This is a genomic window from Aquimarina algiphila, from assembly GCF_947494415.1.
Taxonomy (GTDB): Bacteria; Bacteroidota; Bacteroidia; order Flavobacteriales; family Flavobacteriaceae; genus Aquimarina; species Aquimarina algiphila.
This window is the reverse complement of record NZ_CANLVC010000009.1, coordinates 220,994-240,690: the sequence shown is the minus strand read 5'-3', so window position 1 is coordinate 240,690 and position 19,697 is coordinate 220,994. Positions and strand designations below refer to the sequence as shown.

Sequence of the window (19,697 nt, the reverse complement as noted above, 5' to 3'; positions counted from 1 at the left end):
CTGTTTGTTTTTTGATTGATTCTGAAACAAGTTCAGAACAAATTGATATATTATTCTGTACGTAAACTCTTTATTGGGTTTGTTCTAGCTGCTTTTATGGCATGAAAACTAACTGTCAATATTGCTATCGTTAAGGCTAAGCACCCTGCTAAGGCAAAAACCCACCAATTTACTTCAACTCTATAAGCATAAACATTAAGCCATTTATTCATCGCATACCATGAAAAAGGAGTAGCAATAAAAATTGCAATACCTACTAATTTGATAAAGTCTTTAGATAAAAGTGTTACTATACTTGTAACCTCAGCACCCAATACTTTTCGAACACCTATTTCTTTAGTTCTCTGCATAGCGCTATAAATTGCCAGGCCTAGTAGGCCTAAACAAGCTATTAGAATAGCTAGAAATGAAAATATGGTAAACAGTTTCTTAAACTTAAAATCGGCTTCATATTGTGTATTAAAAGAATCATCTAAAAAACTATATAAAAAAGGACGATGAGGAGCTAAGGCAGCCCATTTATTTTCTATATCCTTAATAGTTTTCTGAAGATTTTGAGATTTTATTTGTAATGAGAAATATCGACTGCTACCAGGATCTAATCGCAATGTTAAAGGAGCTACTTTTTGGTGTAAGGATAAATAATTAAAATCTTTTACCACACCTATGACTGTACCCTCTTTACCCCATTGTTCAAAACGTTTCCCGATAATTTCTGATGGATCTGCGTATCCAAAACTTTTAGCCGCCGCTTCATTAATAACCATTGAAGAAATAGTATCCGTAGCAAAGTCTCTAGAATAAGCTCTACCCGCAACTACTTCAATATCATAATGAGATATAAAATCAATATCTACTTCATATAAAAAAGGATCAAAGTTTTTCATTGGCCCTTCTTTTGTTTCTATATTGGTTCCTGCCGCTGGAAAATGACCTCCAGGAACTGTTCTTGAAGCTGAAACCGAACTAATATCGGGATGACTTAAAAATTCATTTTTAATGGTTTCTATATTATCGCGTACTTGTCCATCCCAATTGAAATCGATGACCAACTGTTGCTCTCTATCAAAACCCAAATTCTTGTTTAGCATATACTCCAATTGAGAATATACTATTACAGTACTTGCTATTAAAGCGATAGAAAGGCTAAATTGAAATACTACAAGCCCTTTTCTAAGGTTAATTCCACTTTTTGACGTGCTAAAAACCCCTTTCAGTACACTTGATGGTTTGAAATTAGATAATATAAAAGCAGGGTAACTTCCTGCTAATAATCCTGTGATCAATGCAGTTCCGAAATACAATGCAAGTGTAAAACCATTAAAAATTTCACTAATTAAAAATTGCTTTCCTGTTATGTTATTCATCCATGGAAGGCATACAATAACCAATGCAAAACCAATTATTGCAGATAAGAAAACCATAAGCAATGACTCTCCCAAAAACTGATAAATTAAGCCTTTTTTATCCGCTCCTATTACTTTTCTTACTCCAACCTCTTTTGCCCTTTCTAGCGAACGCGCAGTAGCTAGGTTCATAAAATTAATACAAGCAATGATAAGGATGAAAAAACCAATAATCACAAAAATGTAAATATTGGATAAATTACCTGTTACCCCCGGTTGTCGAGCAGCTTTAGAACTTAAATAAGCATCTTTTAAAGGTTCAAATGAAAGGTCATAATAATATTCAGCATCTTCAGAAGGTCTGTTCTTTTTTAGAAAATCAGGCATCTTAGCTTGAAATGCTGCTTGGTCAAAGTTATCAGCCACTAAAAAATAAGTATAAAAATCAACGTATCCCCAAACATCAAAAATACCTGGTCTTGTTTGATAAAAGGAGCTCATTGACATAAGTACATCAAAAGAAAAATGTGAATTGGAAGGCACATCTTTCATTACACCAGTAACAGTGTATATACCATCATTAGCTCTACCTCCTACACCATCAATACTTTTCCCCATTGGATCCTCATTACCAAAGTATTTTTTTGCTATACTTTCAGTTAGCACTATAGAGTATGGTGCTTTCAAGGCTGTTTTTGGGTTTCCTGAAACTAAGGGCCAACTAAATACATCAAATACAGTTGGATCTACATAAAAACAATTCCCTTCCTGGAAAGAACGCTCATTATAATTTAATAAAACATCGGATCTTCCTGAAAATTGAACTTTTTCAACGACTTCTGAAAAATCGTTTTTTAAAGCGGGTCCCACTGGTGCATTCCCCCATATCCATCTATCTTCTAAATTATCTTTACTACCATGGTGAACTATTCTGTATATATGATCCGCATTTTCATGATAATTATCATAAGAAAGTTCATTCCTTATAAACAAGGTTATAAGCAAAAAACAAGTCATTCCTATAGCGAGACCACCAATATTTATAGCAGAATATCCCTTGTTTTTTAATAAATTTCTCCAGGCAATTTTCAAATAATTCTTAAACATAACTGTTTGTTTTTTGATTGATTCTGAAACAAGTTCAGAACAAATTGATGTATTATTCTGTTCGTAAACTTTTTATTGGATTAACGGTAGCTGCTTTTATTGCCTGATAACTAATAGTAACCATGGTAATGGCAATAATTGCCCCTATGGCCAATACAAAGACCCACCAATCGATAGTGACTCTATATTTATAATTTTGAAGCCAGTTATTCATCGCATACCAAGCCAGTGGTGTAGCTACTATTCCTGCAATAAAGATTAGCTTTAAGAAATCTTGAGTGAACAACAATAAAATATCTCCAACTTTGCCTCCAAGAACCTTTCTGATACCAATTTCTTTCCTACGTTGAGCAACGAAAAAAGAAATCAATCCGTACAGCCCTAAACAGCTAATAAATATGGCTAATCCAGAAAATAATTTTGACATAGATAAAAAGCGCTGTTCTTCTTCATATTGTCTTGCTACACGCTCATCCAGAAAATTAAATTCATATATATATTTAGAAAAGACTTCTTTCCAACGTTGTTCAATTCCAGTCAATGCCGCATCTGCATTTTGACTGTCTATTTTGATTGCTATTTCATTAAATGCATTTGATTGAGGAGCTATAAAAACAGGACTAATTCCTTCATGAAAGTTTTGATCATGAAAATTCGCTATCACCCCTACTATTGAGGCTTTAATATCACCACCATTAAGTTCTATGTGTTTGCCTATAAGCTCTTCTGATGATGCGAGGCCTAATTTTTGCGCAACCATCTCATTCACCACTACTTCGGTGATAGAGTCACGAACATAAAAATTACGACCTGCTATCAACTCAAGATTAAAAGTGTTTATATAATTTTCATCTGCTAATTTTGCAGAGATAGAAAATTCTTCATACTCAGCTTTGTTATTATATCGAATACCTGTAATCCAGTTACTGTCTGTTCCTCCCGGACTTGTTAGGCAAGCTGAAGTATTTTTAACTCCAGAGATTTTCCCGATACGTTCTAGTAAACCATTTAACTTAATACGTTCTATATTTTCGGGGATATCTACCATAACAATGGCATCTTTATCAAATCCTAAATCTGCATTAATCGCGTAGCTAATTTGTTTTCCTATAATTACAGTAGCTACGATTAAAACAATAGAAATTGCAAATTGTACAGTTACCAAAACTTTACGGGTCATTTTACCTCCAGTATCTTTTTGAGTTAACTTTCCTTTAAGCGCTAATGTTGGAAGAATTCTGGCTAATAAAATACCTGGATAACTTCCTGCAAAAAGAGAAACAAAAATCAATAACCCCAGTACAAAACCAATGACCTTAACATCGAGTAAGGATATTACAGAAAGGTTAAGTGTAAATAAGCCATTAAAAGATGGTAAAACAGCTATGACAATGATTAAACTAAAAATCAGTGCAAACAAACTGATAATAAATGTTTCTGAAATAAACTGCCAAAAAAGATGCTGTTTGAAACTGCCTAATACTTTTCTGATTCCGATTTCCTTAGAACGAGTAAAAGCCTGAGCCGCAGAAATATTGATAAAGTTGATACAAGCTATTGTAATGATAAAAAATCCTATTAATGTAAAAATCCATAATAGACTTACATTAACTCCTCCATACTTATTATCAAAATGAATATCATCGAGGGATTGAAGTTTATATCGATGAACATTTTTACTGGTTGGACGATGCTTATCAACTAATTGAATCAAGTTTTTCTCAATCTCGGCAATATTTTGATTTGGATGAAGTAAAGCAAAACACATCAAACTACTATTAATCCCTCCCCAAGATTCACTATAAACAAAACGATCAAAGTGTTTTAAAGTTTCGTAAGAGAGAAATATGCCTCCTTGAACCACAGTATTTTCTGGTAAATCTTTAAGTACTCCAATAATCTGAATCGTTTCTTTGTTTCGAACTACTACTGTTTTTCCTAAAGGATTTTCATCACCGAACATTTTTTTTGAGAATCTTTCTGTAATGTATGCTGTATTGGGTTGGTCTAAAGTTTGATCTCCTAGTTGTTCAAGCAATGGGAAATTTAATATTTCAAAAAAAACAGGTTCTGTAAAAGCAACATTCTCCTGAAAGCGTTGTGATGTTTTATTGCCTGTACCATTAATCTGCCAGCCTTCTCTAGTAAAAATTTTTGTTACTTTTTCTGCATAATCATAATCAGTCTTAAAACCTTTTGCAAACCCTGGTGGTACAGCTGCATCATAGCCAACCTCATCACGATGTTCTTCTGTTACTACCCTGTAAATTCGATCAGAATTGTTATGAAAATTATCGAACTGTAAATGATGATTTACAAATAGAAAAATCAAAATAGCACAGCTAAATCCAAGTGATAATCCTAAAATGTTAATGCTGGCAAATACTTTTCGTTTTTTAAGATTTCTCCATGCTATTTTTAAATGATTTTTAAACATAACTGTTCGTTTTTTGATTTTCAGAATTTGATTGATACTGAAACAAGTTCAGTAGGAGTTGATGAATTCCTAGTTCATTTTTTGAATGGTTGCTTCTCCTAAAACTATTCCTTTATTAACTGTAGGGTTTCCGTTGTAGGCTACGGTTGTTTCTCCAAAAGCAGTAACTTTTAATCTATCAGACACATTTACTCTAAAATGACTTTCGCCGTAGGCTGTAATCTTTGTATTTTCATTACTCATACCCAAAGTATTTATTTCTCCTTCGCCATAAACTGTATATTTCTGGTTATTTGCTACTCCTTCTTTAATCTCTAAATAGCTTTCTCCATAAATAGATACTTGTAATGAATTTAATTTTACAGCATTCATTGTCATTTTACCTTCTCCGTACATTTTTAATCTAAAGTCATCTCTTTCTATTGGGCTTTCACATGTAATTATCTCTTCTCCACGAATCGAAAGCTCTTTAAGTTGAGTATATGTAACCGTAGCTGTCATCATGGTACCTTTATAAATAGGCACTTTTCTTTTCCATCCATTTTCTTTTATTGTAATGTGCTTAGTTGTCATCTTAGCATCATCCAAATAGATACGAAGTGTTCTTCCTATGACTTCTATATTGATTTTATCTTCTGGTAAACGAGCATTATCTATGGTAACTTTTTCACTATTACCTTCTTTAAAATGTACTTGAATATGTGGACTAACAATTACATTATCAAAGTGATCTACACTAATTGTTTTTGATTGACTATATCCAGTCATCATAGAAATAACTGAAATTAGCAGGGCTGCGAGATATAAAGATATTTTTGCCATGAGTTTAATTTTTAAGTGTGTTTTACTATATATTATGCGTTAACTTCGAACGGTTTATTTTGACTTTCTGTAACAATTTGCCCATCAAATAAATTAATCACTCGGTGAGCATAATGAGAATCTCTATCAGAGTGTGTTACCATAACAATTGTGGTACCTTCCTGGTTGAGTTCTGTAAGCAGGTTCATTACTTCGATTCCGTTTTTAGAATCCAAATTCCCTGTAGGTTCATCGGCTAAAATTAGTTTGGCATTTGTTACTACGGCTCTTGCAATAGCCACACGCTGTTGTTGTCCTCCTGATAGTTGTTGTGGAAAATGCTTCTCTCGATGTGCAATTTTCATTCGCTCAAGTACTTTTTTTACTTTTTGTTCGCGCTCGCTTTTTTTCATGTTGAGATAAATCAATGGAAGTTCTACATTTTCAAAAACCGTGAGTTCATCGATCAGATTAAAGCTCTGAAATACGAATCCCAGGTTTCCTTTTCTGATTTTGGTACGTTGATTTTCTTTTAAACCCCCTACTTCCTGATCGTTGAAGTAATAATACCCTTCATTTGGGTTATCCAACATCCCGATAATATTAAGTAAAGTAGATTTTCCACAACCCGATGGCCCCATAATAGCGACAAATTCTCCTCCTTCAACTTTTAGGTTTACACTATTTAAGGCAAGAGTTTCTACTTCTTCTGTTCTAAAACTCTTTTTTAAGTTTTCTATCTTAATCATTTTTTGATTGATTTATTTTAATACTATTTTTTCAGCGTCACCAAAACTATCATAGTTAGATGTGATTACTTTTTCTCCTGCTTCTAATCCTTCGAGTAATTCATAATATCTCGAATTTTGTTTTCCGATTCTAATTGATCTTTTCCAGGCTACTTCTCCAGAAGCATCTACTACAAAAATCCATTGCCCCCCTGTACTCTGAAAAAAGCTTCCTTTGGGCAAAAGAAGGGCATCATTAGATGCTCCTAATTGTAGTTTGATATTATAGCTCTGTCCTGTTCGTATCGTCTCAGGTTTTTGATCTGCAAAAACAAGATCAACTTTAAATTTTCCATTACGTACCTCTGGGTATACTTTTCTAAGACGTAGTTGATATTCTTTACCATTTCGATCCAAAACAGCCGTCAGGTCTCTTTTTACTCTATCAATATAATGCTCATCAATATCAGCTTCTATTTTGTAGTCTGTTAATACATTTATTTGCCCAATTCGTTCTCCTTGTCTGATATTTTGTCCAATTTCTGCATCTAAAAATCCTAATTGTCCATCAGCGGGAGCTCTTACATTTAAATGATCGATTCGTTCATACACCATCGATAGTGTTTTTTTCATACGTGCCAAGTCACCATCTAATTCGCTAAGTGATGTATTGCGTAACACCTTATCTTGTTCTGTTTGGATTTTGATAATATCATATTGTTTCTGCGAAAGTTCATAATTCTCTTTTGATGTTAGATACTCTTCTCTAGAAATCAACTCATCCTCAAACAACGCTTTATTTTGTTCGTAGTTTCTTTTTAGTTTCTGTAATTCATATTGCGAATTCACCAGGTCTTTACGACCTTCTACTTGTCTCGAGTCAAATGTAAGTTTGGTAGATCGCAAATCATTTTGTTTTAGAGCAAGATTGTTTTCACTAGCTAATATTTGCTCATAAAGTCCTCTATTCTCTAAAGTTAATATGATATCTCCTTTTTTGACCATCGCACCTTCTTCGATCATTTTTTCTGTTACTCGTCCCCCTTCATAAGCATCCATATAAATTGTACTTATTGGTGCTACCGATCCATTAATTGTAATATAATCATCAAATTTTCCGAAAGAAACCTCGGTAATCGATAACTTTTCTTTTTCTGTTCTAAAAGTTGCTGCTGAGTTACCAAATACCATTTTCCATCCTACAAAAAATAGAATTACACCAATAACAATATATCCATAATGTTTAGGTCTTAATCCTTTTTTCTTTTCAATCTTTATATCCATTTTATTGTGTTCTATTTATGTTAAATACAGGTAATCCTTTATAAAAATCTAAGGTACTTTCATTTACTTTTAAGCGCAATTGCACCTGTAAGTTTTCATTCTGCGAATTTGCCAATACATTTTTGGATTGGTTAAGTTCTATAGCGCTAATCAATCCTTTTTCATATCGTTTTTGTGCAATGTCAAAGGCTAATATTTGTGCTTTCATTCTTTGTGAACTCTGCTGATATTCTGTTTCTAAGGCAGTACCCTCCTGAACAAGTTGCTGAATAAGTTGATATAGCTCCTGTTTCTGAATTTCAAAAGTATTTTCTGCACGCATTACAGCTACTTTTTGTTGTTTTACACGTGAGCGATTAGACCAACCATTACTAATAGGTATCGTAATCGAGACACCAAAAAACTGCGCTGCATTATCTTTTATTTGAGTATTGAAAGGAATAACCTCTCCTGTATCGTCATTTATACCATTATCAACATATCTGGATCCATACCCCGCAAACAACGATAAAGAAGGATACAGATTTCCTCTTTCGACAGCCAACTGTCTTTTGGCTGCTTTTGCTCTTAGTTCCTGTGCTTTTATTATAGGAATAAAGCTCTCTGCTTTGGCAAAAATAGAATCCTTATCTTTTTGGAGATCAACCTCATTTTCATTGGTTTCTATAGTAGAGGACAAAATAGAAATGTCTGTAGTACCTTTTAGATTCATTTCCTGAATCAAGGACAGTTTTGCTGCTATAATATTATTCTCGTTTTGAGTTACTAATAATTGATCTGCTAATAGTGCTGATTCTGCTTCATAGACATCAGCTTTTGCCTTTTGTCCTATCTCAACTTGTTTTTTTACTAAGTCATAATTATTTTGTGAGACTTTTTCTTGTTCCTTAGAAATGGTTAACAAACCTTCCATAAACTGGATATCATAAAAAGCAGACATGACTCTAAATGCTAACAAGTATTTTTGTTGAAGAGTCTCTTCATTAGTCGCACTATATAAAAGCTTTGTAGCCTTTATCGTATTTACTTTTTGAAACCCTCGAAACAAATCAATTTGAGCATTTAATTGATATGCGTTTGAAACAAATTCGTTATTCTCAAAAATGTTAGTGTTAGGGTTTGGAGATCGACCAAAGTTTTTAATGTAATCTGCACTCGCATTAATACTCGGCAACAAATTTCTTATCGACTGTCTATACGTTTCTTTATTCGCATCCTGATTGTATTTAAAATCGTTAAGCTGTAAATTATGCTCTATTGCATACTTTACACAATCATCTAATGACCATAATTCTTGCGAATACATCGTATTTGATATTAAAATCAAGAGAAAATATAAGATTTTGTTTCTATAATTTATCATGTATAAACACTTAAATAACTTTTTGATGCCAATCCTATATCCTAATCTCGTGCCAAAAACACAAAAACTTATAAATCAAGTGGTTATATATAAAAATACAATATTACTGTTTTTAAAATGTAAAATTATTATACAAATAGTGTCTAATAATTTTACACCTTTGTCCAAGTCCTATTTCAAATTTGTAGTTTTACTTCGTTAAGTTAAATATGCTAACTATGCAGGATGCAAAAATTTTAATCATTGATGACAACAAGAGTCTTCTAAGTGCTTTAGAAATTCTTTTGCAATTTGAATACAAACACATCGAAACGATTTCTAACCCAAATCAAATTCCTTCTTTACCTAATTTAAGTGATTTTGATATCGCTTTGTTAGATATGAATTTTTCTGCAGGAGTTAATACTGGCAATGAAGGATTATTTTGGCTTAAAGAGATTAAAAAAAAAGCTCCCCTCACTTCGGTAATTATGATGACCGCATATGGAGCAATTGATTTGGCAGTAAGAGCATTAAAAGAAGGGGCTACTGATTTTATATTGAAACCCTGGAATAATGAGAAGTTACTTGCTACTATAAAATCAGCATATTTACTGCGTAAATCTCTTAAAGAAGTACAAGAATTAAAACAAAAAGAAAGCCATTTAAAACAGGTTATTAATCAAGATGGCAACTATATTATAGGAAATTCCAAAGCGCTAACATCTGTATTAAATCTCGTTCGTAAAGTGGCTAAAACAGATGTAAATGTCCTGATTACCGGAGAAAATGGAACTGGTAAAGAATTGATCGCACGCGAATTGCATAGGATGTCCTCTCGCAAAAATGAGGTTTTCATCGGTGTTGATATGGGGTCTATATCAGAGACATTATTTGAAAGCGAACTTTTTGGTCATACCAAAGGTGCCTTTACAGACGCCAAAGAAGATCGAGCCGGAAAGTTTGAGGCTGCAGATAATGGATCTTTATTTCTTGATGAAATAGGAAACTTATCTTTACAAACTCAGGCAAAACTACTATCTGCAATACAAAATAGAACTATTGTAAGAGTAGGGTCAAATAAGTCTATTCCTGTAAATATACGTTTGGTTTGTGCTACCAATTGCAATCTTAATCAGATGGTCGAAGAAGGAATTTTTAGAGAAGATTTATTATACCGAATCAACACTATCCATATAGAAGTACCTCCATTAAGAGAGCGAGATAAAGATATTCTCGTATTAGCAGATTTTTATTTAAAAAAATACGCGACAAAATATGGCAAACCATCCCTTAGGATAAATACTTCTGCCGAAGAAAAATTATTAGGTTATCGTTGGCCGGGAAACGTACGTGAACTACAACATACTATTGAAAGAGCTGTCATCCTATGTGAAGGAAATGTCTTGAAACCTACTGATTTCTTATTGAGTACTACTATTGGAATTTCTTTGGACAAGGGTCCAGAAACACTTGATGAAATGGAGCAATTAATGATTGCAAAAGCACTTGATAAGCATAACGGAAATTATAGCGCTGCAGCCAGTGAGTTAGGCATCTCAAGACAGACACTATATAACAAAATTAAAAAATCAGAGAAGTAATGGTAAGTCGCAGGTTTTATCTACAACTAGTTTCAAGGATAGTGGCTATTTCTTTTACCGGATTAATATTAGCCTTTATTTTCTTACAGGAATTGTATGTACTATCTGCTCTTATTATTCTTTTTCTCGTTTTACAAACCATATTCTTAATCAAAAACCTAAATCATAACAATCGTAAAATAGCTTACTTTTTTAATTCTATCAAAAATGAAGATTTCACTCTACGATTCCCAGAAAATGGTGCTCCAAAATCATTTAATGAATTAAATAAAAGCTTAAATACTCTTAATGAAGTAATACAAAAAATATATCTAAAAAATCAAACACAAGAACAATACTATCAGGAAATATTAAAACACGCAGAAACTGGTATTTTAACATGTAATGATAATGGGCATATTCTTTTTAGTAACCCTAAGGTCGAAAAATTACTTAATTATACTCCTTTAAATCATGTAAAACAACTAGAGCAGGTTGACAAAAAATTATATGAACTCTTTAGTACTATTGAACCATTTGAACGTAAACTTTTTCAGCTTACCAATGAACGTGAAACTATAGAACTTGCTATTAAATCTTCTAAAATCATTTTAAACGGAAAGGTTCTAAAATTAATTACCATTCAGGATATTCATAGCGAACTTGATAAAAAGGAAACAGATTCATGGATAAAACTTATTCGAGTATTGACTCACGAGATTATGAATTCTGTGACCCCTATTACTTCTATCTCAGAATCAATTTTACGGTATTATAAAGATGAAAATGGGATAATCCCTGCCATTCAGGTAGATGAAAATAAGATACAAAATACTGCCAAAGGACTTGAAGTAATTAAAAATCAAGGAAATGATTTAATGAGTTTTGTACAATCATATCGTAGCTTTTTAAATGTACCGATTCCTGATAAAAAGATAATCAAGGTTGATGAGTTATTAGAAAAAGTAAGCGTCTTAATTAGTCAGGAAATCGGTTTTGATACTATTTCTTTTAGTATATATAAAAACGCTGATGATCTTGAGATTTATGCTGATGAAAAACAAATCACTCAAATACTTGTAAATCTTTCTAAAAACGCTATTCAATCATTAACTGGGACAAATGAAGCTACCCTACAATTCATTTTAGGCATCACTTCTGATAGAGAAAAATATATCACTGTTAAGGATAATGGCCCTGGGATTCCTCAAGATATTATGGATCAAATATTTGTTCCTTTCTTCACTACAAAACAAGATGGTACGGGTATCGGTCTTAGTCTTTCTAAACAAATTATGCATTTACATGGAGGAAATCTAATCGCTCGTTCTATTCCAAATAGCGAGACTTCATTTACCTTGTTTTTTAAATAAAAAATACGATCATTTTACCTTATCCAATCGTAGTGTTTTAATCAAAGCATCAAAATAAAGGTCTTCCTGCTCAGGGACAATAATAACTTTATACGCTGTATTTTTTATGACATAATGTGATGAAGTTTCTGGATCTAATGTATGAGAATGAAGGTTAACAATTTTCTGGATAAAATCATTGATTAAAAGTACTTCATCATAACTTACCTCTCGTCGAAATGTAGGCTTATCACTTTTATACACTAAATAATCATTTCTAAAACTTAATGACTCTTGTCTACCATCTAAACGATTAAATTGAAAAGTAAAATCTTTTGAGGCAAATATAGTGTTGATATGTTCTACAGTAGGTTCTACGCTACGTGCACAGCTTATTGTGCATATCAAAAATAGAAGTAGTATAATTCTCGGCATTCCTAATCTTTTTTTAGTTAGTCGAAAGATTACTATTAAATACACATAAAAATACCGTAATTAGACATCAGTTTGTCTAAATACGGTATATAATATTATGATTTATCGTTAAAAACGACCAGGCACTTGTATTATTTTGAAGCTAATCGTTTTACAGATCCTTCAAAATCGATATCTTCCAGATTACTAATTAGTAATCCAATCCCTCCAGATTTTGAAGAAATTATATATTCTGTTTGAAATTTTCTGTCTTTTTTATACGCTTTTAAATATTTTAATTTTACAACTTTAGAAGTTGGCGTAAAGAAAAATCGACCATGAATTCTTTTGTATTTCACTTCTTGAATATTGGCTTCATCTTGTAATTGATCACTAAGCGATTGCACGACTCTAGCGGCTCTATGCTCATCAAATTGATAGAAGTCACAAGTATAAATAAATACGTAATTCTCTACATTTGTATCGTCAATAAAAAGTTCAAAGTCTACTTTTTTATCTTCTACTTTTTTTAATTCCTGTAAAGCAACCGTTTTAAATTTAGGTTTGTCTTTTAAAGAATCTAATCTTGTTCTAAATTCTTCTGGTGTAGCTTTTACATAATCGCTTGTAAGAACAATCGTATTATTCTTAAATTCGATCTTATTTTTTGAAAATTTAGAGAACCCCTCCTTTTTTTCAGGAATTAGTTCACACCCTACTAAAAGTAGTGCGGTAATCGTCAATAGTAGAAATTTTTTCATAAGGCATTTGTGTTAAATTGTCTAACATGTATCTTAAGGGCATAAGTAATTGTCTTGCAAGATAATAAAAAAAAATCAATTTACGACCATTCAACCGGATTTTTGAGCACTTTAACCAATTTTTCCTCTTCACTTTCCGGTTTCGGCACATGATCATATCGCCATTGTACATGTGGCGGAAGACTCATCAAAATACTCTCTATCCTCCCATTAGTCCTAAGTCCGAACAATGTTCCTTTATCATGAACCAGGTTAAATTCTACATATCTACCACGTCTGATTTCTTGCCAGTCTCTTTGTTCTGGAGTGTAAGATATTTCTTTTCTTTTTTCGACAATTGGTATATATGCGTCTAAAAAACTGTTACCTACCTCAGTTACAAAATCATACCAGTTTTCTATTGACATTTCATCATTTGCTTTACAATAGTCAAAAAATAACCCACCTATACCTCTTCCTTCTTCTCGATGTGCATTATAAAAATACTCATCACATTTCTTTTTATAAGTAGCATAAAAATCTGGGTTATGCAGATCACAAGATCTTTTGCAAACTTGATGAAAATGCTTAGCATCTTCTTCAAATAGATAATATGGTGTTAGATCCTGGCCTCCTCCAAACCAACTATCCACTATAGCCCCTGTTTTATCATACATTTCAAAGTATCTCCAATTAGCATGTACTGTAGGTACCATAGGATTCTTAGGGTGTAAGACTAGCGAGAGGCCACAGGCAAAAAAGTCTACATCACCTACATTAAAATAACTTTGCATAGCCTTTGGCAAAGCACCGTGTACACCAGAGATATTAACTCCTCCTTTTTCGAATACATTTCCATTTTCTATGACACGTGTTCTACCTCCTCCTCCTTCTTGCCTTTCCCAAAGATCTTCCTTAAATTTAACTTTACCATCAATGTGTTCTAACTTAGAGGTAATGGTATCCTGAAGTTCTTGTATATATTGATAAAATTTTTCTTTCATTCGTAAAATTAGTTTTATACTATTCTCACTACTGTGAAAATCTATTCTTTAATTTCTTTAGGTTTTTCTGAAGTATCTTTTATTGCTATCAGTTTCTTTTCTTCTAAAATCTTAACAGTTTCTGTAGAGGCTGCTACTACAGAAATAGGTAAGGTGATGATAAATCCTAATATTGGTATAAAGAGCATCAATACAAATACGATTCCGTTACCGATAGCTACTCCTCTGTTTTTTCTTACAAACTGAATGCTTTCTTTGTAGTTAAAATGGCGCTCCATAGTATAATCCATATTACCAAACCCTACATAATAGGCTTGTATTAGAAAGATCAATATGGTAAATACAATTCCTATCACAGGTATAAAACTTAGAATAACCAGTGGAATCATAAACAATAATTCTTTGGATAAGTTTCGTAGGTTAATCCGAATACCCCTTAATAGTTGTTGTCTAAAAGAAGTCTCACGATGTACATGTTCTGTTTGCCCTAAAAGGTGGTTTTCTACTTTTTCTGAAACCGGACTCATAAATGGAGCAGATAATGCCATTACTATATGCTTGTATAATATCAACCCTAAAACTAATATCAAAAAGCCTCCTAAGTATGTGCTAATGGTTCCAAAAGTCTCTGCTCCCCATTCCCATACCCATATTTGTGATATGAACGCACCAAGATTATCTGAAAAGAAGTATGCCAGTGCTACAAAAGATAATCCTGTAACAACACTAATTAAGATAGGAATTGCAAAATATTTCCATAACCCAAGTTGTGAAATGAGTTTAAATGTTCCAAAATAAGCTTTGATTCCGTTGAAAATGTTCTTGAACATAAATAACTATTTTTGATACTGAAATAAATTTAGTACAGATTGATCATTTACTTTTATAAGTACACTTTTAGTAAATTTTGTTTCAATATTCACTAAATGCTTTATTAATCTTCCGAAAGATAAACCAAATCCTTTTTATGATCTAGTATACTATCTATCTCAATTATTTTTTTAGCATTTTTTGTGTTTTCTTTTAAAACGGCTATCATTTCTTCTTCAGAATTATCAATCATAGCATCGAAAATAGCTCTTCCAACTTCATTATTACGTAAATCCATTGCAGTTTCTAATGGATCATTAGGCGCCAGTTTTTCGTGTAGATCAGTTATTTTTTTGGCCCAGATTATAGATTTTTCTCTGCTTTTTGTAACCCTGAACGTTCTCTGACATATCAACAGGTTCCATAGCCCATGTCGAAAAGCGTTTGCTTTTCCGTTTTTATGATGCTTTTTTTGATATAGTAAATCACAAACCTTTATGGTTTGCCTAGTCGCTTTTAATGTTGGATAAATCAATAAAGGTTGTAAAATTAATATGCGTGCAAGTCTAAAAATTTGACGAATACTTAATCCTCTTATTACATTCCAGACATTCATACCTACATCCCATACTCCTTTACAGCATCTACAAATGCTTGTGCGTTTTCTACAGGTATATTAGGTAAAATTCCGTGCCCCAAATTAGCTATATATTTATCTTTACCAAAGGCATCAATCATCTGTTTCACCATCTTTTTGATATCGGCTGGTGGAGATAATAATCTAGAAGGATCAAAATTACCCTGTAATGTGATATTACCACCTGTAAGATATCGTGCATTACGAGCAGAACAGGTCCAGTCTACTCCCAATGCCGAGGCTCCAGAGTTTGCCATTTCCTGTAAAGCAAACCAGCATCCTTTTCCAAAAACAATAACTTCGGTTTCATCTTTTAATGCATCTACAATTTGTTGAATATATTTCCAGGAGAACTCCTGATAATCTACAGGAGATAACATCCCTCCCCAACTATCAAATATTTGCACTGCATTTACTCCAGCAGCCACTTTTGCTTTTAGATATGCTATTGTTGTATCTGTAATCTTTTGTAATAATTGATGCGCTGCCTTTGGTTGTGCAAAACAAAGTTCTTTGGCTTTATCAAAATTCTTAGACCCTTGACCTTGCACTGCATAACATAAGATTGTCCATGGTGAACCCGCAAAACCGATTAAAGGAACACGATTGTCAAGTTGCTCTTTAGTAAGTTTAATAGCGTCCATAACATATCCCAGTTCTTCATACACATCAGGGACAACAACTTGCTCTACATCTTTTAAAGATCGAATAGGATTTGGCAACCAAGGTCCAATACCGTCTTTCATCTCAACTTCAATATTCATAGCTTGAGGAATCACCAAAATATCACTAAACAAAATAGCTGCATCAGGGCCAATAATATCAATAGGTTGTACTGTTATTTCAGAAGCCAATTCTGGAGTTCTACAACGAGTAAAAAAATCATATTTTGCTTTTAAAGCTCTAAACTCTGGCAGGTATCTCCCTGCCTGACGCATCATCCATACTGGTGGTCGTTCTACCGTTTCTCCTTTTAATGCTCTTAGAAATAGATCGTTTTTTAGCTGTGTCATCTTATATATGTTATCCTAAATTAATAGGCTATTTTGTTTTTATATTTTTAAATAGATTCTGGCTGGAGTCTATACTGAGCGTAGACGAAGTGCCAGAAGAATAATTCATTTATTATTAAAATATTTTACAGCTTGAACTATCACATTCTCTACTGTAGGTTTATTTGCTATAATAATATCATTTGTATATTTTTTAGCTTCTGAAGCAGTTGTACTTCCTATACAAAAGGAAATACTCTCTCCAATACTGTTTTCTGATACGTAACTTTGAATTCCAGAAGGGCTAAAAAATAGAATCCCATCAAATGAACGGTTAAATTTAATAGCTGTTTGATGTGTCTTATATACTATCTGTTCATCCAGATGTACATTATTTTGGTTCAAATATTCTGGTAACTCATCTCTTCTCAAATTTCCACAGAAAAACAAAAAAGATTCACTTTTATACTTTTTTACAATGATTTCGGCTAATTCTATTGCATTTTGAGCAGTTTCTACCACATTTTGTCCATTTTCTTCTAAAAGCTTTTTGGTCGTTGCACCAACACAAAAACAATTCTGAATATTGATTTTAGCATTTTGAATTGCTTTTACTGCATTTTTGCTCGAAAAAATTGCATTTTGAATTTGCTGTTTGATTTCAACATTCAAAAGTTCGATCTGTATAGGGTCATATTCTACAAAACGAACTCCTGCATTAAGTAATAACTCTTTTTGAGGTGTGGTTAGTTTTTTTGCAGATAATATGGTTGCTGAGATATTCAATCTATTTCATTTCTGCTTTTATCTCCTTCATTAATTCTCTTCCTCCATTATTCAATATTTCCTGCGCACACTTTTTACCAAAGTCTTGTTTATCACCAATATCAACCTGCTTGATCACTTCAATTTTGCGACTTCCATCAAGGCTAAACAAAGCTCCCGTAAAATCAATTGTTTCTTTCTTCATTACTGCCAATGCTCCAATGGGTGCTGTACATCCTCCTTCTAATTCTCTTAGAAACTCGCGCTCTATATGTACACAAATTTCAGAAGTACTATGATTCAATTTTGATAATGCTTCTCTACAATATGTATCTTCTTCTTTTGCAACTGCTAGCATCGCTCCTTGTGCTGGTGCCGGAATCATCCATTTTAAATCGATAAAATGTTCCGGTTTTAGATTAATGCGTTCTAACCCGGCAGCTGCAAATATAGCTCCGTTCCAATCACTATCGGTGAGCTTTTGCATCCTTGTATTTACATTTCCTCTTAAATCAACAACGGTATGTTTATTATATTTATGAAGCCATTGTGCTTTACGTCTAAGACTACCTGTGGCAATGACACCATCTTTTTGTAGAAAATCTAACCCTTTATGTACCAGAATATCATTTACATTTGCTCGTTCCAAAACAGCACCTTCGACAATTCCTTTGGGCAACGCCGTCGGAACATCCTTCATAGAATGTACTGCAATATCAACATCACCATTTAACATGGCTACATCCAACGTCTTTGTAAAAATTCCTGTAATTCCTAATTCGTAAAGTGGTTTATCCAAAACGATATCACCCATCGATTTTACTGCAACAATTTTGGTTTCATACCCTAAATCTTCAAGATATTTTTGTACTGTGTTAGCTTGCCAAAGTGCTAATTCACTATCCCTTGTACCTATACGAATTGTTTTAGCCAAGACTATTTATTTTGATGTAGTTGGAAAACTTTTTGAATCAGTTCTATGCTCTCATCTGCCGAAGTATGTTCGTTCTTGAGATGATTTGCAAAATGATTGGTGATTTTTTGAATAATTCGATTACTCACTATATCTGCATGTTCCTCATCAAAATCTGAATATTTCTTTCGCTGCAAATTAATCTCTGCTTCTTTTAACGTAATCAGTTTATTCTTTAGTGCTTTGATGGTAGGAGCAAATTTTCTAGTCTCTAACCAGCTATCAAATTCTGCTTTTATTTCCTCGATAATGCTTTCTGCTTGAGGGATGTGTTCTTTTCTTCTACGTAATGTCCTATCTGTCATTTTTGATAAATCATCCAGATGTACTAATGTTACATTTGGTAATTCTATTACATCAAGAGCTACATTGCGAGGGATTGATAAGTCAAGAATTAATAATGGCTTATCAGAATGAATTAACTGTTTAGATATTGTAGGCTTTTGAGCTCCTGTTGCTACAATAAGAACGTCAGAATTCTTAATTTCTGACTGAATATTAGCATATTCTTTTACCAAAAGATTAAACTTACCTGCTATTTTCTCTGCTTTATCTTTGGTTCTGTTAATAAGAACGATATGCTCATTTTTGGTATGTTTAACCAAGTTTTCGCAAGTGTTTCTCCCTATTTTACCCGTGCCAAAAAGCAATAAATTCTTATCAGATACATGAGGAACTCTAGCAAGAATATATTGTACTGCTGCAAAACTCACTGAGGTTGCACCACTAGAAATTTCAGTTTCATTTTTAATACGTTTACTAGCCTGAATAACCGCATTGACCAAACGCTCCATGAAAGGATTCACCATATTCTCCTTTTTGGATTGTTTAAAACCATTTTTTATTTGACTAATAATTTCAAAGTCACCAAGAATCTGGCTATCCAAGCCAGTTCCTACTTTAAAAAGGTGTGAAACGGCGGCAGTATTTTTATGAACATATGCTACTTTCTCAAATTCTTCGACAGTACCATGTGTATGTTCACAAAGTAATTTAATTAACTGAAAAGGATGTTCTGCAAAACCATATAATTCTGTCCTATTGCAGGTAGAAATTACAACTAAAGAAGGAATTCCTTCATTTTTGGCTTGTCTAAGAATATTGTTTTTAGCCTCATCATTGATACTAAAGTTACCCCTAACTTCGGCATCAGCTTTTTTATAACTGAGGCCAATTGCATAAAAATATTTTCCTATAGCTCGCATTTGGGGCTCCATGTAAATCCTATTCCTTAATTTATTGAGAACAAAACTAATTTACAAATGCATTATAAAGTAACGCTAGAAGAACAATAAGTAACGGAAAATGGTATTTTTGACATTTTTTATATCAAAAACTCCCGAAAACCCTTATTTTTGTTATGATTATGTAAAACTCATAGC

The 19,697-nt window shown here is 32.8% G+C and carries 17 protein-coding genes; 2 read left to right on the top strand and 15 right to left on the bottom strand.

Going from position 1 to position 19,697, the window contains the following annotated elements; genetic code table 11:
• Positions 1 to 50: 50 nt before the first annotated feature.
• The 6 genes from PQF96_RS22575 to PQF96_RS22550 all read right to left on the bottom strand — a co-directional run bounded on the left by PQF96_RS22575 (position 51) and on the right by PQF96_RS22550 (position 9,009).
• A complete protein-coding gene (locus PQF96_RS22575; RefSeq protein WP_271768558.1) occupies positions 51 to 2,453 on the bottom strand; it encodes an ABC transporter permease in 2,403 nt (800 codons plus the stop codon).
• Positions 2,454 to 2,505: 52 nt separating this feature from the next.
• Positions 2,506 to 4,890: an ABC transporter permease gene (locus tag PQF96_RS22570; protein WP_271768555.1), complete on the bottom strand. Its 2,385-nt coding sequence runs from the start codon at positions 4,888 to 4,890 to the stop codon at positions 2,506 to 2,508.
• Between the two features lie 69 nt (positions 4,891 to 4,959).
• A complete protein-coding gene (locus PQF96_RS22565) occupies positions 4,960 to 5,712 on the bottom strand; it encodes a head GIN domain-containing protein (protein ID WP_271768553.1) in 753 nt (250 codons plus the stop codon).
• A gap of 32 nt (positions 5,713 to 5,744) precedes the next feature.
• The gene (locus PQF96_RS22560) at positions 5,745 to 6,440 is read right to left on the bottom strand and encodes an ABC transporter ATP-binding protein (RefSeq protein ID WP_109436018.1); all 696 of its coding nucleotides are present in this window, start codon (positions 6,438 to 6,440) and stop codon (positions 5,745 to 5,747) included.
• Positions 6,441 to 6,452: 12 nt separating this feature from the next.
• Positions 6,453 to 7,703: an efflux RND transporter periplasmic adaptor subunit gene (locus PQF96_RS22555; RefSeq protein WP_109436019.1), complete on the bottom strand. Its 1,251-nt coding sequence runs from the start codon at positions 7,701 to 7,703 to the stop codon at positions 6,453 to 6,455.
• 1 nt (position 7,704) lies between these two features.
• Positions 7,705 to 9,009 (bottom strand): TolC family protein, encoded by a 1,305-nt coding sequence (locus PQF96_RS22550; protein WP_235010945.1) that lies wholly within the window; start codon positions 9,007 to 9,009, stop codon positions 7,705 to 7,707.
• Between the two features lie 275 nt (positions 9,010 to 9,284).
• Here PQF96_RS22550 and PQF96_RS22545 point away from each other — a divergent pair, with 275 nt between their 5' ends.
• Positions 9,285 to 10,649 carry a sigma-54-dependent transcriptional regulator gene (locus PQF96_RS22545; RefSeq protein ID WP_109436021.1) on the top strand — a complete coding sequence of 455 codons (1,365 nt, stop codon included), beginning with the start codon at positions 9,285 to 9,287 and terminating at the stop codon, positions 10,647 to 10,649.
• Positions 10,649 to 12,001: a sensor histidine kinase gene (locus PQF96_RS22540; RefSeq protein ID WP_109436022.1), complete on the top strand. Its 1,353-nt coding sequence runs from the start codon at positions 10,649 to 10,651 to the stop codon at positions 11,999 to 12,001. Before PQF96_RS22545 ends, PQF96_RS22540 begins: the two co-directional genes overlap by 1 nt.
• Positions 12,002 to 12,010: 9 nt before the next feature.
• On the opposite strand, the gene PQF96_RS22535 is transcribed toward PQF96_RS22540, so the two are convergent.
• From PQF96_RS22535 to hemA, 9 genes are all read right to left on the bottom strand, one after another.
• The gene (locus tag PQF96_RS22535) at positions 12,011 to 12,415 is read right to left on the bottom strand and encodes a hypothetical protein (protein WP_109436023.1); all 405 of its coding nucleotides are present in this window, start codon (positions 12,413 to 12,415) and stop codon (positions 12,011 to 12,013) included.
• A 131-nt stretch (positions 12,416 to 12,546) separates the two neighbouring features.
• Positions 12,547 to 13,155, bottom strand: coding sequence for a hypothetical protein (locus PQF96_RS22530; RefSeq protein WP_109436024.1), 609 nt, complete (start codon positions 13,153 to 13,155; stop codon positions 12,547 to 12,549).
• Positions 13,156 to 13,235: 80 nt separating this feature from the next.
• On the bottom strand, positions 13,236 to 14,138 hold the full coding sequence (gene hemF, locus PQF96_RS22525; protein WP_271768550.1) for an oxygen-dependent coproporphyrinogen oxidase: 903 nt from the start codon (positions 14,136 to 14,138) through the stop codon (positions 13,236 to 13,238).
• Positions 14,139 to 14,179: 41 nt separating this feature from the next.
• Complete coding sequence (locus PQF96_RS22520) at positions 14,180 to 14,968, bottom strand: EI24 domain-containing protein (RefSeq protein WP_271768547.1); 789 nt, start codon at positions 14,966 to 14,968, stop codon at positions 14,180 to 14,182.
• A 104-nt stretch (positions 14,969 to 15,072) separates the two neighbouring features.
• The gene (locus tag PQF96_RS22515; protein ID WP_271768544.1) at positions 15,073 to 15,564 is read right to left on the bottom strand and encodes a DUF6973 domain-containing protein; all 492 of its coding nucleotides are present in this window, start codon (positions 15,562 to 15,564) and stop codon (positions 15,073 to 15,075) included.
• Positions 15,565 to 15,566: 2 nt separating this feature from the next.
• Positions 15,567 to 16,598 (bottom strand): uroporphyrinogen decarboxylase, encoded by a 1,032-nt coding sequence (gene hemE, locus PQF96_RS22510; protein ID WP_109436028.1) that lies wholly within the window; start codon positions 16,596 to 16,598, stop codon positions 15,567 to 15,569.
• 105 nt (positions 16,599 to 16,703) lie between these two features.
• On the bottom strand, positions 16,704 to 17,363 hold the full coding sequence (locus PQF96_RS22505) for a uroporphyrinogen-III synthase (RefSeq protein ID WP_271768540.1): 660 nt from the start codon (positions 17,361 to 17,363) through the stop codon (positions 16,704 to 16,706).
• 1 nt (position 17,364) lies between these two features.
• Positions 17,365 to 18,276 carry a hydroxymethylbilane synthase gene (gene hemC / locus PQF96_RS22500; RefSeq protein ID WP_271768537.1) on the bottom strand — a complete coding sequence of 304 codons (912 nt, stop codon included), beginning with the start codon at positions 18,274 to 18,276 and terminating at the stop codon, positions 17,365 to 17,367.
• Between the two features lie 2 nt (positions 18,277 to 18,278).
• Positions 18,279 to 19,532: a glutamyl-tRNA reductase gene (hemA, locus tag PQF96_RS22495; protein ID WP_271768534.1), complete on the bottom strand. Its 1,254-nt coding sequence runs from the start codon at positions 19,530 to 19,532 to the stop codon at positions 18,279 to 18,281.
• Between the last annotated feature and the right edge of the window lie 165 nt (positions 19,533 to 19,697).

Excerpts from the sequence above, each read along its gene's own strand:
- PQF96_RS22575 (WP_271768558.1), bottom strand. The coding sequence starts at position 2,453 with ATGTTTAAGAATTATTTGAAAATTGCCTGGAGAAATTTATTAAAAAAC.
- PQF96_RS22570 (WP_271768555.1), bottom strand. The coding sequence starts at position 4,890 with ATGTTTAAAAATCATTTAAAAATAGCATGGAGAAATCTTAAAAAACGA.
- PQF96_RS22565 (WP_271768553.1), bottom strand. The coding sequence starts at position 5,712 with ATGGCAAAAATATCTTTATATCTCGCAGCCCTGCTAATTTCAGTTATT.
- PQF96_RS22560 (WP_109436018.1), bottom strand. The coding sequence starts at position 6,440 with ATGATTAAGATAGAAAACTTAAAAAAGAGTTTTAGAACAGAAGAAGTA.
- PQF96_RS22555 (WP_109436019.1), bottom strand. The coding sequence starts at position 7,703 with ATGGATATAAAGATTGAAAAGAAAAAAGGATTAAGACCTAAACATTAT.
- PQF96_RS22550 (WP_235010945.1), bottom strand. The coding sequence starts at position 9,009 with ATGTATTCGCAAGAATTATGGTCATTAGATGATTGTGTAAAGTATGCA.
- PQF96_RS22545 (WP_109436021.1), top strand. The coding sequence starts at position 9,285 with ATGCAGGATGCAAAAATTTTAATCATTGATGACAACAAGAGTCTTCTA.
- PQF96_RS22540 (WP_109436022.1), top strand. The coding sequence starts at position 10,649 with ATGGTAAGTCGCAGGTTTTATCTACAACTAGTTTCAAGGATAGTGGCT.
- PQF96_RS22535 (WP_109436023.1), bottom strand. The coding sequence starts at position 12,415 with ATGCCGAGAATTATACTACTTCTATTTTTGATATGCACAATAAGCTGT.
- PQF96_RS22530 (WP_109436024.1), bottom strand. The coding sequence starts at position 13,155 with ATGAAAAAATTTCTACTATTGACGATTACCGCACTACTTTTAGTAGGG.
- hemF (WP_271768550.1), bottom strand. The coding sequence starts at position 14,138 with ATGAAAGAAAAATTTTATCAATATATACAAGAACTTCAGGATACCATT.
- PQF96_RS22520 (WP_271768547.1), bottom strand. The coding sequence starts at position 14,968 with ATGTTCAAGAACATTTTCAACGGAATCAAAGCTTATTTTGGAACATTT.
- PQF96_RS22515 (WP_271768544.1), bottom strand. The coding sequence starts at position 15,564 with ATGAATGTCTGGAATGTAATAAGAGGATTAAGTATTCGTCAAATTTTT.
- hemE (WP_109436028.1), bottom strand. The coding sequence starts at position 16,598 with ATGACACAGCTAAAAAACGATCTATTTCTAAGAGCATTAAAAGGAGAA.
- hemA (WP_271768534.1), bottom strand. The coding sequence starts at position 19,532 with ATGGAGCCCCAAATGCGAGCTATAGGAAAATATTTTTATGCAATTGGC.